At 69.2% G+C, this 16,012-nt stretch carries 14 protein-coding genes and 1 pseudogene; 12 read left to right on the top strand and 3 right to left on the bottom strand.

Translation table 11 applies throughout. From position 1 onward, the window contains the following. Position 1 precedes the first annotated feature (1 nt). Positions 2–1,072 carry a glycosyltransferase family 2 protein gene (locus tag HUT06_RS37565; protein ID WP_302931866.1) on the top strand — a complete coding sequence of 357 codons (1,071 nt, stop codon included), beginning with the start codon at positions 2–4 and terminating at the stop codon, positions 1,070–1,072. Positions 1,073–1,089: 17 nt separating this feature from the next. After that, on the top strand, positions 1,090–2,223 hold the full coding sequence (locus HUT06_RS37560; RefSeq protein WP_176200056.1) for a glycosyltransferase family 4 protein: 1,134 nt from the start codon (positions 1,090–1,092) through the stop codon (positions 2,221–2,223). Here HUT06_RS37560 and trxA read toward each other — a convergent pair. After that, complete coding sequence (trxA, locus tag HUT06_RS37555) at positions 2,198–2,521, bottom strand: thioredoxin (RefSeq protein WP_176200055.1); 324 nt, start codon at positions 2,519–2,521, stop codon at positions 2,198–2,200. The two genes, HUT06_RS37560 and trxA, sit on opposite strands and share 26 nt — an antisense overlap. Beyond that, complete coding sequence (locus tag HUT06_RS37550) at positions 2,518–3,486, bottom strand: lysylphosphatidylglycerol synthase transmembrane domain-containing protein (RefSeq protein ID WP_254715831.1); 969 nt, start codon at positions 3,484–3,486, stop codon at positions 2,518–2,520. Before HUT06_RS37550 ends, trxA begins: the two co-directional genes overlap by 4 nt. Positions 3,487–3,551: 65 nt before the next feature. Here HUT06_RS37550 and HUT06_RS37545 point away from each other — a divergent pair, with 65 nt between their 5' ends. From HUT06_RS37545 to HUT06_RS37525, 5 genes are all read left to right on the top strand, one after another. Beyond that, complete coding sequence (locus HUT06_RS37545; protein ID WP_176200054.1) at positions 3,552–4,256, top strand: class I SAM-dependent methyltransferase; 705 nt, start codon at positions 3,552–3,554, stop codon at positions 4,254–4,256. Positions 4,257–4,421: 165 nt separating this feature from the next. Further along, entirely contained in the window at positions 4,422–5,570 is a 1,149-nt protein-coding gene (locus tag HUT06_RS37540; RefSeq protein WP_176200053.1) for a glycosyltransferase family 1 protein, read from the top strand. 31 nt (positions 5,571–5,601) lie between these two features. Beyond that, on the top strand, positions 5,602–6,669 hold the full coding sequence (locus tag HUT06_RS37535) for a sugar phosphate nucleotidyltransferase (protein ID WP_176200052.1): 1,068 nt from the start codon (positions 5,602–5,604) through the stop codon (positions 6,667–6,669). A 50-nt stretch (positions 6,670–6,719) separates the two neighbouring features. Beyond that, positions 6,720–8,120, top strand: a complete 1,401-nt coding sequence (locus HUT06_RS37530) for a serine/threonine-protein kinase (protein WP_176200051.1) — start codon at positions 6,720–6,722, stop codon at positions 8,118–8,120. 197 nt (positions 8,121–8,317) lie between these two features. Then, complete coding sequence (locus tag HUT06_RS37525) at positions 8,318–8,734, top strand: hypothetical protein (protein ID WP_176200050.1); 417 nt, start codon at positions 8,318–8,320, stop codon at positions 8,732–8,734. A 948-nt stretch (positions 8,735–9,682) separates the two neighbouring features. Here the strand turns inward: HUT06_RS37525 and HUT06_RS37520 are convergent. Further along, the gene (locus tag HUT06_RS37520; RefSeq protein ID WP_176200049.1) at positions 9,683–10,936 is read right to left on the bottom strand and encodes an IS4 family transposase; all 1,254 of its coding nucleotides are present in this window, start codon (positions 10,934–10,936) and stop codon (positions 9,683–9,685) included. A gap of 393 nt (positions 10,937–11,329) precedes the next feature. Between HUT06_RS37520 and HUT06_RS37515 the strand changes: the two genes are divergently transcribed. From HUT06_RS37515 to HUT06_RS37495, 5 genes and pseudogenes are all read left to right on the top strand, one after another. Beyond that, positions 11,330–12,574, top strand: coding sequence for an HNH endonuclease signature motif containing protein (locus tag HUT06_RS37515; protein ID WP_176200048.1), 1,245 nt, complete (start codon positions 11,330–11,332; stop codon positions 12,572–12,574). A 403-nt stretch (positions 12,575–12,977) separates the two neighbouring features. Beyond that, positions 12,978–13,751 (top strand): transposase, encoded by a 774-nt coding sequence (locus tag HUT06_RS37510; protein WP_302931894.1) that lies wholly within the window; start codon positions 12,978–12,980, stop codon positions 13,749–13,751. Positions 13,752–13,880: 129 nt separating this feature from the next. Continuing rightward, positions 13,881–14,457: pseudogene (locus tag HUT06_RS44990) on the top strand (transposase); the annotation flags it as partial. Positions 14,458–14,547: 90 nt separating this feature from the next. Then, entirely contained in the window at positions 14,548–14,967 is a 420-nt protein-coding gene (locus tag HUT06_RS44135) for a transposase (RefSeq protein WP_217711149.1), read from the top strand. Next, entirely contained in the window at positions 14,964–16,004 is a 1,041-nt protein-coding gene (locus HUT06_RS37495; protein WP_176195100.1) for an IS3 family transposase, read from the top strand. Before HUT06_RS44135 ends, HUT06_RS37495 begins: the two co-directional genes overlap by 4 nt. Positions 16,005–16,012 lie beyond the last annotated feature (8 nt).

Here is a 16,012-nt window from a genome sequence, read left to right as displayed (position 1 = left end):
CGTGAGCACCCAGTCTGCCGAGCCGACGACCGAGACCGCGCCCGAGGCCGCGACCGCGAGCGCGCCCGCCGCGCAGCCCGCGGCCGAGCCCGTCCAGCCCGAGGCCGCCGCGCAGCCGGAGGCCGCCGCGCCGCCCGGGCCGGAGCCCGCGCCCGAACCCGAACCCGCCGAGCCCGACGCCGAGCCCGTCCACGTCACGATCGTGCTGCCCTGCTACAACGAGCAGGACCACGTGATCGCCGAGGTCGAGCGCATCACCAAGGCGATGGACGCCAGCGGCAAGACCTACGAACTGCTGGCCGTCGACGACTGCTCGACCGACGACACGCTCGCCCGGCTGCGCGAGGCGGAGCCGCGCTTCCCGAACATGCGGGTGATGGCGTTCCAGCACAACAGCGGCTCGGGCACCGTCCGGCGCATCGGCTCCCAGCAGGCCCGCGGCGACATCGTCGTGTGGACGGACGCCGACATGTCCTACCCGAACGAGCGGATCCCCGACCTCGTCGACGCCCTCGACACCGACCCGTCCATCGACCAGGTCGTCGGGGCGCGCACCACCGAGGAGGGCACGCACAAGATGCTGCGGGTGCCCGCCAAGTGGTTCATCCGCAAAATCGCCGAGCGGCTCACCAACTCCAAGATCCCGGACCTGAACTCCGGGCTGCGCGCGTTCCGCCGCGAGGTGTCGCTGCCGTACCTGCGGCTGCTGCCGCCCGGGTTCTCCTGCGTCACCACGATCACGATCGCGTTCCTGTCGAACCAGCACCCGGTCCGGTACATGCCGATCGACTACGCCAAGCGGGCCGGCAAGTCCAAGTTCCACTTCACCAAGGACGCCTACCGCTACATCCTGCAGGTGCTGCGGATGGTGATGTACTTCAACCCGCTCAAGGTGCTGATGCCGCCCGCGCTGTGGCTGATCCTCATCGGGCTCGGCAAGGGCGTGTTCGACATGGTGGTGCACTTCGGCTACTTCGCCAACAACACCATCATGATCTTCGTGACCGGGTTGATCATCGCGTCGCTGGCGCTGCTCGCGGACCTGATCGTCCGGTCCCGCGGCGACGTCTAGCGGTGGCGTCCAGCGGCATGCGCATCGCGATCGTCGGGCCGGCGTTCCCGTACAAGGGCGGCGGCGCCCGGCACACGACCGAACTGGCGCACCGGCTCGCGGCGGCCGGGCACGACGTCGCCATCGAGTCGTGGCGGGCGCAGTACCCGGCGTTCCTGTACCCGGGGCAGCAGACGATCGCCGAGCCGGAGGGCGAGCCGTTCCCCGGCACCCGGCACCGGCTCGACTGGCGGCGCCCGGACGGCTGGTGGCGGACGGGCCGCGCGCTGCGCTCCTGCGATCTGGTCGTCCTGGTGGTGCTGAGCACCGTCCAGGTGCCGTCCTACCTGGGGATCCTCTCGGGCATCAGGCGGGGGACCGCCAAGTCTTCGGGGGGCGTGGGGGGGCGCCCCCCCTCGGGAAGCAGGGTGGTGGCGCTGTGCCACAACGTCCTGCCGCACGAGCGGAAGCCCTACGACGAGCCGCTGATGAAGCGCCTGCTGCGGAAGGTGGACGGCGTCCTCGTCCACACCGAGGCGCAGGCGGAGGTCGCGCGCGGTCTGACGAGCCGTCCCGTGCGGGTGGCGGAGATGGCCGCGCACCTGCCGTCGGGCGGGGCCGCCGCGCCGGGCGACGAGAAGGTGCGCCGGCGGCTGCTGTTCTTCGGGATCGTCCGCCCGTACAAGGGCCTGGACGTCCTGCTGCGCGCGCTCGCCGAGGGCCCGGACGACGTGTCGCTGACCGTCGCGGGCGAGTTCTGGGGCGGGCTCGACGAGACCCGCGAGCTGATCGGCTCGCTCGACCTGGCCTCCCGGGTGGAGCTGCGGCCCGGGTACGTGCCCGCCGCCGACGTCCCGGGGCTGTTCGCCGCCGCCGACGCGCTCGTCCTGCCGTACCGGACGGCGACCGCGTCGCAGAACGTCTGGATGGCCTACGAGCACGGCCTGCCGGTGATCGCCACCGACGTGGGCGGTTTCGCCGGCCAGGTCAGGGACGGCGTCGACGGGCTGATCTGCGCGCCGGACGACGTCGCGTCACTGGCGGGCGCGCTCCGCCGCTTCTACGAGCCGGGGGAGCCGGAGCGCCTGCGCTCCGGCGTCCGCCCGGTCGACCACGGCCCGCTGTGGACCGCCTATGTCGACGCGCTCACAGGTGGGGTTCGATGTCCTTGAGCAGAGCGCGCTTCGGCTTGGCGCCGACGATCTGCTGGACGCTCTTGCCGTCCTTGAAGAGCAGCAGGGTCGGCAGGCCCATCACGCCGTACTCGTTCGGCGTGTGCGGGTTCGCGTCGTAGTCCATCTTCGCGATCTTGATCTTGCCGTCCTGCTCCTCGGCGATCTGCTCCAGGATCGGGGCGATCATGCGGCACGGACCGCACCAGTCGGCCCAGAAGTCGACCAGCACCGGGATGTCGCTCTTGAGGACCTCGTCCTCGAACGTCGCGTCGGTCACGGTAATCGGGGCCGTCACGGTCCCTCCTTCGTAGGCTGCGTACCCGTCACAAGCGCCTCGGTCGGTGGTTCATTCCCGGCCCGTGGAGCCGTACGCCCCAGCAGGAACGCGACCCCGGCGTTGATGAGGTCGGCGGCGGTCAGCAGCACCCGGGACGCGATGGCGACCACGACCGGCGCGCCCGCCGGCAGCACCGGCGTCAGCACCACCGTCAGCGCGGCCTCCCGCGCCCCGATGCCGCCGGGCGCGATGAAGACCAGGAACCCGGCGACGAACGCCAGCGCGTAGGCGCCGGTCGCGACGAACGGCAGGCCCGCGCCGTCGCCGCCCACCGCCATGCACAGCAGCCAGGTGTGCACGCCGAACAGCGCCCAGCCGAGGACCGTCCAGCCGATGGCCTTCAGCGTGGCGGCGAGGCTGACCGGGTGCTCCAGCGGCGGGCGGCGGATGAGCTTGAGCATCGTCCCGAGCGCCCACGTCACGATCTTCGGGTGCAGCAGCACCAGCAGGACGGGCGCCAGCAGGAACAGCCACCAGTACTCGTCCCGCGCGGTCTGCGACGTCAGCGGCAGCGTGACCGCCGCGACGGCCAGCCCGCACGCCGTGGACGTCGCCACCGCCAGCAGCGTCGACCCGAAGCTGCGCTCCGGCGGCACCTTGTGCTCGCGGGTCATCTCGATCTGCGTGACCAGCGCCCACACCTTGCCCGGGACGTACTTCCCGAGCTGGGAGATCCCGGAGATCCGGAAGATGGCGCGCACCGGCAGCGGCGACCCGAGCCCGCCGAGGAACTCGCGCCAGCCGAGCATCCAGACGAAGAGCCCCGCCAGCCCCGCGGCCAGCGCCGCGACGAGCGTCGGCCAGGACATCTGCTGGAACGCGCGGACCGTGTCGTCCCACTGGGACGCCACGCTGTAGCCGCAGAACGCCAGCGCCAGCAGCACCAGCAGCACCCGCAGCGCCCGCACGGCGACGACCTTCATCTTCACGGGCCCAGCGTAGGCGAACGCGGCCTCCCACCCGCGCGCTCGGCCTAGAGTTGGGGGCGATGAAGATTTCGGATGTGGTCGCCTTCATGGGGCACCAGGTGCACGTGTGCCGGTACCGGGAGGCGGGGACGCTGCTCGGCTGGATGGGACGCGACCTGCGCGGCAGGCGCGTCCTCGACGTCGCGGGCGGCGACGGCTACTGGGCCGGCCAGGCGCGCAGGCGCGGCGCCGACGCCGTCTCGATCGACCTCGCCCGCGGCAAGATGGCCTACGGCCGGACGCTCGCGCACGCGCCCGCGCTGATCGAGTGCGACGCCCTCAGGCTCCCGTTCGCCGACGGCTCGTTCGACGCGATCCTGTCGGTCTGCGCGATCGAGCACTTCGACGACGGCGGCAAGTCCCTCGACGAGATGGCGCGAGTGCTGAAGCCCGGCGGCCAGATCTTCATGTCCGCCGACGTCCTCAGCCGCGCCGACGCCTGGCCGAAGCTGCGCGACGCGCACAAGGCCAAATACCACGTGCAGCACACCTACACCCACGACAGCCTGCGCAAGCTGATGGACGAGCGCGGCCTCGACCTCGTCCGGCACAGCTACCAGTTCCGCACGGCCGCCACGGAGCGCCTCTACCTGTCGCTTTCCACCTACGGCGGCAAGGTCGGCTTCAACGCCGCCGCGCCGCTGACCCCGCTCGTCGCCCTCGCCGACCGCAAGGCTCCCAACGAGCAGGGCAGCATTGTGCTGGTTCAGGCGCGTAAGAGGTAGTTGCCGGGGGGTGTGGGGGTCCGCCCCCGCAGATAAAACGTAGCGGTCGGGTAGGGGCCCATCGTGAATCGCGTGGAACGAGGTCACCCGAGCGAGTGCCCGGCGGGCGTAGGCTCGGAACGTAAAGAGTGATCTACGCCACCGCGCTGGATGGGGGAGTGGACCGTGGCGCCTCGAATTCTCCTCGACGCCACCGCCGTGCCTGCCGACCGCGGCGGGCTCGGCCGGTACGTGGACGGGCTCCTGACCGCCCTGCACGCGCAGGGCGCCGACCTCGCCGTCGCGTGCCAGCGGGCGGACGAGAAACGCTATGAGGCCCTCGTCCCGGGGGCCCGGGTCGTCGCCGGCCCCGCGACGCTGGCGCACCGCGCCAGCCGCCTCGCCTGGGAGCAGTCGGGCCTGCCCCGCGTCGCCGAGAGCGTCGGCGCGGACGTCATCCACCTGCCCACCTACACGATGCCGGTGGGCGCGGCCCTGCCGACCGTCGTGACGATCCACGACGTGACCCTGTTCGCCGAGCCCGAGCAGCACGACCCGGTGCGCACGTCCTACATCAAGTCGGCGACCCGCAGCGCCGCCCGCCGCGCGACCCGGCTGATCGTCCCGTCCCGCGCGACCCGCGACGAGTTGGTCAGCGTCCTCGGCGCCGACCCGGCGCACATCGACGTCGCCTACCACGGCGTCGACCACGAGGTGTTCCACCGCCCGTCCGAGGCCGAGGTCAAGCAGGTCTCCGACCGGCTCGGCCTGCACGGCCGCCCGTACGTCGCCTACCTCGGGGCGCTGGAGCCGCGCAAGAACGTCCCGAACCTGATCCGCGGCTGGGCCCGCGCCTGCGCCGGCCGCGACGACCCGCCCGCGCTCGTCCTCGCGGGCAGCGGCGGCTGGGACGACGAGGTCGACGCGGCCCTCGCCACCGTCCCGCTCGGCCTGCGCGTGCTGCGCCCCGGCTACCTGCCGTGGCCGTCCCTGCCGGGCTTCTTCGGCGGCGCCCTCGTCGTCGCGCTGCCGAGCCGCGGCGAGGGGTTCGGCCTGCCCGTCCTCGAGGCGATGGCGTGCGGGGCGCCCGTCCTCACCACCCACCGCGGCCCGCTGCCCGAGGTCGGCGGCGACGCGGTCGCCTACACCGAGCCCGACGCCCCCGGCATCGCCTCGGCCCTGACCGCCCTCATCGACGACCCGTCCCGCCGCACCGACCTGGCCGAGGCCGCGCACGCCCGCGCGCAGGAGTTCTCCTGGGCGGCCTCCGCAACCGCCCACATGGCCTCATACCAGCGCGCAGTCGCCCAATACACCGCCACACGCACCCACTAGGCTCTCTCCTCAACCCGGAGAAAGGAACCGAGTGGAAGCGATCCTCCTGGTGGGCGGCCAGGGCACCCGCCTGCGCCCGCTGACGATCTCCACCCCGAAACCCCTGCTCCCCACCGCAGGGGTCGCGTTCCTGGCCCACCAGCTGGCCCGGGCCCACGCGTCGGGCGTCGAGCGGATCGTCTTCGCGACGTCCTACCGGGCCGAGATGTTCGAGGCGGCCTTCGGCGACCACGCCTACGGCGTCGACCTCGCCTACGTCAGCGAGCGCGAGCCGCTCGGCACCGGCGGCGCCATCCGCAACGCGGCGCGCGCGCTGACCTGCGGCCCGGACGACCCCGTCCTCATCCTGAACGGCGACATCCTCTCCGGCCACGACGTCCGCACCCAGGTGAAACTGCACGAGGAGGCCGGCGCCGCCGTCACCCTCCACCTCACCGAGGTCGACGACCCGTCCCGCTTCGGCTGCGTCCCTACCTCCCCCGACGGCCGCGTCACCGCCTTCCTGGAGAAGACCCAGCACCCGGTGACGAACCAGATCAACGCGGGCTGCTACGTCTTCCGCCGCTCCGCCATCGACACGATCCCCGAGGACGAGGTCGTCTCCGTCGAACGCGAGACGTTCCCGTCCCTGATCTCGTCCGGCGCCCTGGTCATGGGCCACGTGGAGTCGGCCTACTGGCTGGACGTCGGGACCCCCGAAGCCTTCGTCCAGGGCTCCCGTGACCTCGTCCTGGGCGCCCTCGCGTCCCCCGCCATGCCCGGCGACCCGGGCGAACGCCTGACCCTCACCGGCGCCCGCGTGGCCCAGGGCGCCGTAGTGCGCGGCGGCACCACGGTGGGCCGCAACGCCGTGATCGAGTCGGGCGCCACGGTGACCGGCAGCGTCCTCCTGGAGGACGCCTTCGTCGCCGAGGGCGCCACCGTCCGCGACTCCGTCCTGAGCCGAGGCGCCCGAGTCGGCCCCGGCGCCGTCCTGGACGGCGTGGTCCTGGGCGACGCCGCGATCGTGGGCCCGGGCAACGAACTGCGCCCCGGCCTCCGCGTCTGGCCGGGCATAGAACTCCCCCCGACCGCCATCCGCTTCTCCACCGACACCTGAGGAGCCCCGGGCGGGCACTGAGCGGGAACAGGTGAACGACGGGAGCGGCCTTGCCGGAGACGGAACAGTGGGCGGGTGGATTCCGCCTGGTACAAGAGTTGGCCTCGGGCGGGTTCGGCTCGGTATACCTGGGCCAGGACGCCTCCGGACGGCGCGCGGCGGTGAAGTTCCTGCACCCGCACCTGGCCGGCGACCCCCGGGTCCGCCGCTACTTCGCCCAGGAACTCGTCAACGCGCGCCGGGTCCAGGGCTTCTGCCTGGCCGAGATCCTGGACGCCGACGCCGAGGCGGACCGGCCCTGGATCGCCACCGAGTACATCGAGGGCCCCACGCTGACACAGGCGGTGCGCGAGCATGGCCCCCGTACCGGCGGTGACCTGCAGCGCCTCGCGGTGCAGACCATCACCGCGCTCAGCGCCGTCCACGCGGCCGGGGTGGTGCACCGCGACCTCAAGCCCGCCAACATCCTGCTGGGCCCGGACGGGCCGCGGGTGATCGACTTCGGCATCGCCCGCGTGCTGGACGCCGACACCTCCTCGGCCACCCGGATCGGCACCGTCGGCTACATGGCTCCCGAGCAACTGGAGGGGACGACCCTGGGGCCGTCGGCGGACCTGTTCGCCTGGGGAGCGGTCATGATCTACGCGGCGACCGGAGGCGAGGCGTTCGCCGGCCCCACCCAGGCCGCACGTATCAAACGAGTCCTGACCGGCTCGCCCGAGACCGGCGACCTGGCCGCGCCGCTCCTGGACATCGTCCTGGCGTGCATGGCCAAGGACCCGGCAGAGCGTCCCACCGCGCGCCAGGTCCTGGACATGCTGATCACCGGCCGTCCCGTCCCGCCGCCTGAGAACACTCGGTTCGACTACACCGACATCAGCCCCGTCCTGGACCCGGCGTCCTGGAACAACCACGACACCGATTCGACCCCCTTCACCGCGGACGCCCTGCTCGCCCGCAGGTTCACCGATGACAGGGGCGTCGAGTTCACCCTCGTGGGCGCCGGAGCCAGACCGTGCGGCCAGATGGTCACCGGCAACGGCCCTCTCACCGCCAAAGAGGTGTTCGAGGAGATCACCGCCCACGGTTGCACGCAGGTGATGGCAGGGCTCTACGAAGAGCAGGCTCCCCGTGCCGCGACCGGCCGTCCCCTCCGGGTCTCCGTCTCGCTCTTCCCGTTCCCGGACGACGCCACGGCCACGGCCATGTACGACTACCTCAACGGCCCCGCGCGCTGGCACCTCACCACATGGCACCAACCTGAGGGAGCCGACATCAGGCCCCTCATCCCGGGCCGCCAGTACTATCGCCAATCGCGCAACCGGGTGCACTTCCGCTACCTGGTCACCGTCATGGCCTACCGCTCAGACCTCACCACGGACGGCGAACTGGAGCCGTGGCTGACCGCGGCGTCCCTGGGAGCCGCCAACTCCGCCGGCCCACAGAGCTGACCGCTCCCGCGAGCCGCCTGACGGGCGAAGCGGCGCCTTCAGCGACACCGGTCTGTTGCGGAAGCGATCAGTGACAGTACGGTACTGGACGTGATCATGCGCGGCAGCGCGCACGAACGACGGTCTCTCCTCGCGTTCAGCACATCACCGCACGATGCGGCTGATTGGCACGCGCGGAACCAGGCAGAAGGAGCCCCATGCGCAAGTTCAAGCAGGCGGTAACGCTCGCCGTTGGCACCGCGAGCGCGGTCGCGGGAATGGTCGCCCTCGGCGGCCCGGCCTCGGCCGCGTACTCGCCCGCCGGTGTGTGCGGCAGCGGCTACTCGGTGATCGACCAGAAGACGATCTACGGCAGCGTCACCGCCACCACCTACCTTCTCTACAACGGGTCGAACAACTGCGTCACGACGATCACGAAGTCCTCTGACCAGGGCAAGAAGGCCAAGTTGTGTGCGGACCTTCAGCGGCGAAGCGACGGCAAGTACGTCTATGACTGCGGTACTTACGCCTACTACGCCGGCCCGCGTTACCTGTACGCCAAGGGCACCTGCATCAAGTGGGGCGGCTCGGTGGGCGACCTCGGCTTCACCAGCGCCTGGGAGCACTGCGGCTGATCTCAACGATCAGCACGGGCATGACCCGGCCGGGTGAACCGGCCGTGCCGCTGACCGCCGCCATCGGGAGAGATCCCCGGTGACGGCGGTCAACGCGCTTCCAGACCCACACAGCGGCTCCGGCGGCGGGGCCGCCCGCCAGGCCGCCGGAGGTTCGGGCTGTTTGTTTATGCGCGAACGCCGACCGCACGGCGAGTAGTAAGGCGGGAACTGGTAGCCGCGGTCGCACCCCGTCGGCGCCTCAGTTGTGCATGACGGGCTAGTAGGCCAGGTTGGTGCGGCGGAGGTAGCGGTGGGGGTTGGAGCATCAGTAGAAGGTGCGGCGGTGGACCCAGACGTTGAGGGTGGGGCAAGACGAGGACGGAGAGGGCATCGTCGGTGGTGCTGCACTGGCCCTTGAAGCACCAGACCGTCTTGCCGGGGACGAACGTGGTGTCGACCCGCTACCAGGTTTTTTGCGTTACCCGCCGAATGTCTCCGTCGCGATCAAGCTTTGATCGGCGTCTGCCAGAACTGGTGAAAAGGGTCAGTGGTGCAGTCTGAGCGTGCCGTTCCGGCATGCGATCGTTCTTGTCAGGGGCCAGGCCCGTCGACCACTGCAAGCACCTTAGTGTCGCCGGAGTGATCCGAATAGCCTGTTCTGTGTTCGTGGAATTGTGGTGGGGGCGGCGCTGCGTACGGGGCCGCCCCTCCAAAGTCAAGGGCGCCTTCGGTGTCGCTTCGCGATGGGACTCCGTCCCACCCCTTGACTCAATGCCACTTAGTTAGGCTGCGGAACCCAGAATCTTGATGGCGGGTTCTTCCGTGTGATAGGTGCAGCTGTCTGCGGGTCGTTTGACTCGGTAGGACGTGTACCGCTGGCGTTTGGTAACGCGTGGATGGCTTCGTAGACGCCGTGGCGGGTTCGGTCGTTCGACTATCTCGGCGATGGTGTCGGCGGTCGCGCGCTCAAGGTGCGGTGGGGGAAAAATCCGCCGGGCCTCCTACCTGCCGGCGGACGATGCGAAGTGAGCGGATGAACGACAACCGGTCTGGATCCAATTCCGCTTGATCCGCGGCCTCGGCCATGAGGTGCCGGACGCCGTAGTATGTCAGCAGCATCCCCCACAGTTCCTGCTCGACCATCTCGGGTGACTTCGAGCGCAACAACGCTCCGGCGCCCTTCTGGTGCGTTTTCATCTCGCCGATGGCCGCTTCGATCTCCCACCGCTCATGGTAAGCGGCGGCGAGTTCTGTCGCGGGCGCGTCCAGGGGGTCAAGGATGGTGGTGACGAGGGTGAACAGTTCATCCTCTCCACGGTTGGTCACTTCATATTCCACGACCCGGACGTACAGGCCGGGAAGTTCGGTCAGTTCCATAGTCCCGGCCGCCAAGCGTTTGGACGCGGCGGTGCGGGCTCTGCGGTTCGCCGAATATGACAGATAAGACCCATCGGGGAGCCATTTGATGACCGGAAGCAGAACATTGATCTTGGCGCGCAGCAACGCGTCCGCTCCAGCATCTCTGATCCGTTGCAGATGTTCGTTGCTGTACATGCCCCGGTCGCCGATGACCAGCATGTCCTCGGCCACGATCCCCGAGCCCAGCAGCCGGGTCGCCAGCGCGATCTCGGTATCGTGCTGCGCACCGAACTCAGCTCCGACGATGGCGTGGGTGCCGCATTCGGCCAGCCCGACCACCAGCACTTTGGGGAACACGCCTTTCTCGTCCTTTTTCTTCCCCGCATACCCGAAACGTTCGGCGTTCGCGGCGCTGTCGGGCACTTCGATGTCGAAGCCGTCAAGGGCCATCAGCCGCCACCGCCCCAGCCACGCGCCCTGGGTCGACCGCCGGGCACAGGGAACCGCGACACGGAAGAACAGATCACGCATCACCTCGGCCCCAAGCCGCCGACGTGCCTGGGTCAACGCACCGGACGACGGCACCACCCACTCGTTCCGCCAGATCCGCAACCCGCGCAGGCCCTGCACCAGCTTACGTATCACTTCCTCATACGCGTCCGCATGGAACAACGTCATCGCCATGACGAAATAGACCACGACACGCGCAGGCAGCAGCCGCACCCGCTTTTCCCGGCGTCCGGCAGCGGCGATCACCTCATCCACCAGCTCACGCGGCACCAAGCGCGTCAAAACCCCGATACCGATCTGATCTACCAGCACACCAGCCGAACCCGAACCACGCGCAGCAGCCTCATCCATCGTCGCACGGTAGATCGACCGCTACTTCCACGTCCACGAAAACCCAAAAATGAACTAATCCACAAACCACCCTGTGGATATGTGAAGAAGCCGACGCACCAGCACTAACTAAGTGGCATTGACCCTTGACTTCCGAGCCTCTGCGGCCCCTGAGCGCAGCTTTCGTCGGGCAGGCTCCGCCTGCCCTCTGCCCGACGCGCCGCCCCCACCCCAACCAGAACCACCAACCAGAAACACACAACGACAACACCCGGCAGGCCAACGAAATCGAAATGCCCGAAATGAGCCTTTGTAAATAACGGGATACCCGTTGATCGACAAGACCCGAAAAGAATCATGGAAGAATTTCGGCCTGAAGGGTGAAGCGGTGCCCGGCCGGATATCATTGGGGGTATGAGTTCAATCGCGGTCGATCTCGATGCCGCGTCCACCATGGAATTGGTGGACGCGGCATCGGCGATCGCCGCCGAACTCGCCTCCCGTGCTGCGCCCGATTCGGCGGCGGTGTGCATGGACCTCACCGAGACCCTCGCCGCCGCCACCGATCTGCATGAAGCCGCCCTGTCGCGATTGATCGGCACCGTCGACCGGACTCGCGAAGTGCAGCGGTGGGGTTTCCCCTCCACCCGTTCCTGGCTGCGGTCCCGCCTGGGCATGCGCGAAGCCCGCGCCAAGGAGCGCCTCATGCTGGCCCGGCACCGCGACCGCGTCCCCGAGACCACCGCGCGCTGGACCGGCGGCCACCTCTCCCACGGCTACGCCGCCACCATCGCCGACGCCACGGCCCGGCTCGATGACGATGACTGCGGCAGGGCCGAGACGATCCTGCTGGGCATGGTCGACCAGGGCTTCTCCGCCGGGAAGGTCGCCTCGTTCGGTAAGCGGATCGGTGAGGTCATCGCCGAACGGGACGGCACCGAGCAGGCCCCCGAAGACGTGGCGCGGGGGTATGAGCGGTCGTGGATCGACTCGACCCGCTCCCTGGACGGCGGCCGCTACATCAAGGGCTGGCTCAACGCCGAAGACGCCGCCATCTTCGACGGCACCCTCGCGCCCTTGGCCAAACCCGCCGGAACCGACGACCACCGCGACCTGTCCGAACGCACCGCCGCCGCACTCACCACAGTCCTGTCGGGCGGGCACAAGGCCACCCGCGTCACCGTCATCTGCGACCTGGACACCCTCACCGGCGCCACCACCCCCGCCCGTCTCACCGACGGCACCCCGATCCCCGCCGCCCAAGCCCGCCGCATCGCCCTGAACGCCGGAGTCTCACCCCTCCTACTCGGCAACGGCAACACCCCGCTCTACCTGGGCCACCGGGTCCGGTTCGCCACCGCTCCCCAACGCCAGGTCCTGGAAACCCTGTACGCCACCTGCGCCGTCGCGGGATGCGAGGTGCCCGGGACGCTGTGCGAGGTCGACCACGTCCACGGCTGGGCCCTCGGCCGCAGCCCCACCGACATCGACCAACTCGCCCTCACCTGCGGCTGGCACAACCGCTACAAACACACCCACCCCCACCACCTCCACATCACCAAAGCACTCGACGGCCGCTACACCTACCGCCTCCACCCACCCGGAACCAGAACCCTGCCCCAACCCGGCCGCCCACCACCCTGGCCCCAGGCCGCATGAACCCACACCCACACCGCCCGGACCCGCCCGCCCCGTCCGCGCGGGCCGGGTCTGGGTGGGATCCTCCTAAGGTTCGTGTGGGTGGGTGGTGATCCCGAAGGCGAGGGCCGGTGCCCCAGCCGGGAAGGATCACACGTGACCGATCACGATGAGGACGAGCCGCCGGGAAGGTGAGCTGGTCGAGAAGGCCGAGGCCGACGGGTGCTCTGACCGGCGACCACCGCAACGGCAGCTCGTCCGAGACGGTGTCGACCGAGGTCGGTCCCGTCCAGGTCCAGGTCCGGGTGCCGCGAGACAGACGGGTGAGTTCGAGCTGCGGATTGTGCCAAGCACGCCCGCCGGGTCGAGGGGGTCGGCGAGGCCATCGTCTCGCTGTACGCCAAGGGCCTGACCACCCGGGCAGATCCGCGCGCACTTGGCCGAGATCGACGAGGTCGAAGTGTCGCGTGACCTGATCTCGCGGGTCACCGACAAGGTGGTCGAGGAGATGGAGGCCTGGATGGCCCGGCCGCCGGACGGCATCTACCCGGTCGTGCTGATCGACGCCCTGTATGTGAAGATCCGCGAAGGGCACGTCACTGACCGCCCGATCTACGTGGCAGCGGGCATCCACTGCCACGGCGAGCGCGGTGTGCAGGACGTGCGCATCGCCTGCTGCGACGGCCTCAAGCGCCGGCCCGAGGCGATCGAGGAGATTTGGCCGCGGCCCACCATGCAGCCGTGCGTGGTCCACCTGGTCCGCTCGTCGCTGCGGTATGCCTCTCGGCCGCACTGGAGCGCCTCACCCGGACCTGCGGCAGATCTACACCGCCCCGGACCAGGCCGTCGCCGAGCAGCGGTTCGCCGATTTCGAAGCCGAGCGGGCGAGAAGTATCCAGCGGTCATCCGGCTCTGGCGAGACGGCTGGCCGACCTTCACGCCGTTCCCGGCATTCCCGGCCGGGACCCGCAAGATCGTCTGCACCACCAACGCGATCGAGAGCCTGAACGCCCGGTTCCGCCAGACCACCCGCCGGTGCGCGCACTTCCCCCGCCGAGCAGGCCGCCCTCAAGGTCCTCTACCTGGCATCCGCCAACCACTGAAAGGCCGACCCAACGTCACCGGCAATACCTCCGGGCGGAAAGCAGCGCTGAACACGCTGTCGCTGCACCACGGTGACCGCATCACCTTGAACTGAAAGCTGATAACCACCTCGCCCGCAGAATTTCAAGGTCTGTCCCGTAGCCGTTGGTGACGATGGTTGGGCGTCTGTGATCATCGGACGTGTTCGACGTCAGGTCTCTTGCACCAACGGTGTTCTCGGGGTTTGCGGCTGTTGCTGTCGAGGACGGTGTCGGACGGCGCTGACGCGGTGCTTGTCGTGCCGCGCACCAGGGACGATCCAGTGCCCTCTCCGTTGTGCGGGGCGCCGACGGCAGACCTTCCGCGAGCGGATCCCCGGGCTGTTGGAGCGCCATCAGCGTCGGACGGTGCGATTGACCAGCCAACTGTCAGAGGCGACACGGGAGTTATGCGGCCGTCTTGCTCGTGTCCTGGCCATACCGATCTCGCGCAGTACGGCTCAGCGTCTGCTGCGGCGCCTGCCCGTGCTCCAGCAGTCGGTGCCAGCAGTGATCGACGTCGACGATTTCGCGCTACGTCGTCGCCACCGCTACGCCGCGATCATCGATGCCCAGGCCGGCCGGTGCGTCGCGGTGCTGTCCGACCGCGAGGCGGCCACGTCGGCAGCCTGGCTGCGCGAACACCCCGATATTGAAGTGGTGTGTCGGGACGGATCTGCCGCCTACGCCGAGGCCGTACGCCGTGCTCTGCCTGAGGTGGTGCAGATCAGTGGCCGGTGGCATCTGTGGCGCAACCTGTGCGACAAGGGCTTGCTCGAGGTTCCCTCTGTGTCAGGCTCAGATGGGACACGAGGGGATGAAGTTCCCTAGCTGATGTAGACAGGGCGAGAACGGGTACTGAGCAGAGTGACGATGACCAGCCACGATCTTCCTTCCGGTGACGGGCCGCGGACCGGCCGGCCCAAGCGGCGGACCTTCAGTGCCGCCTACAAGTTGCGGATGGTCGAGGAGTACGACGCGGCCGAGCATGGCGACAAGGGCGCACTGCTGCGCCGTGAGGGACTTTATGAGTCCAGCGTTCAACTGTGGCGCCGGCAGCGCGACGCCGGTGAACTGACCGCTGCGGGAACGAGCCGCCCGGCCGCCAAGAAGGAGAAGACGCCGGAGCAGGCCGAGTTGGAGCAGTTGCGCAAGGAGAAGGCGCGGCTGGAGCGGCAGAACGCCGCCATGGCCAGAAAACTCAAGCAGACCGAGGCCGCCCTGGACATCATGGGAAAAGGTATCGCGCTCTTGGAAACAATGTCCGAGAGCGCGGACACCGAGAATTCGTGACCCGCTGCCGCCACGAAACCCTTTCCCTGCTGGTCGAGCATCTGCCGATTCGCTTCGCGTGCGCATTGTCGGGTGTGCCGCGCAGCAGTTTCTACCGACGGCGGAACCCGGCGCCGGGAAACAGTGAGCCGGCGGAGCGGCCGGCGCCGCCGAACGCGCTGAGCGAGAGCGAACGGGCCGAACTGGTCGAGATGCTCAACAGCGACCGGTTCGCCGACAAGGCACCCCGACAGGTGTGGGCTGCGCTGCTGGACGAGGGGGTGTACCTGGCGTCGGTGTCGACGATGTACCGGGAACTACGCAGGCGTGACCAGGTCCGGGAGCGGCGCGCCCACGCCCGGCACCAGGCGCGCACCAAACCGTATCTGGCCGCGCACGCCCCCAACCAGATATGGAGTTGGGATATCACGAAACTGCCAGGTCCGGGGCCACGCCAGTTCTATGACCTGTATGTGATGCTCGACATCTTCTCCCGCTACGTCGTGCACTGGGAGATCCACCTGCGCGAGTCAGGTGAGCTGGCCGAGCAGTTCATGCAGAACTCGTTCGCCGCCAACGGCGGGATCGTGCCCGGCACCATCCATTCCGACAACGGGACCTCGATGACCTCCAAGCCGGTGACGGCACTACTGGCAGACCTGGACATCATCAAGTCCCACTCCCGCCCGAAGGTGAGCAACGACAACCCCTACAGCGAGGCGCAGTTCAAAACCTTGAAGTACTGCCCGGTGTTCCCTGCCAGGTTCACCTCGCTCGACGAGGCCGAGACGTTCTGCCACCATTTCTTCGACTACTACAATCACCGGCATTACCACGCCGGGATCGGGCTCCACACGCCGTTCACCATGCATATCGGCACCGCACAGGCGATCCAGCACAACCGAGCCGCCACGATCGCAGCGTTCCGCGCGGCCAACCCGCGACGGTTCACCCAGCCGCCCACGCTGCCCAAGATCCCCACAGTCGCGCAGATCAACCGACCCGACGAAGACCCCACCGACCCGAGCAGCTCTGACCAGGAGAAACAGGCCGCCTAACGATCACT

It is taken from the genome of Actinomadura sp. NAK00032, from assembly GCF_013364275.1.
Classification (GTDB): Bacteria; Actinomycetota; Actinomycetes; order Streptosporangiales; family Streptosporangiaceae; genus Spirillospora.
This window is presented reverse-complemented; position numbering and strand designations above follow the sequence as displayed.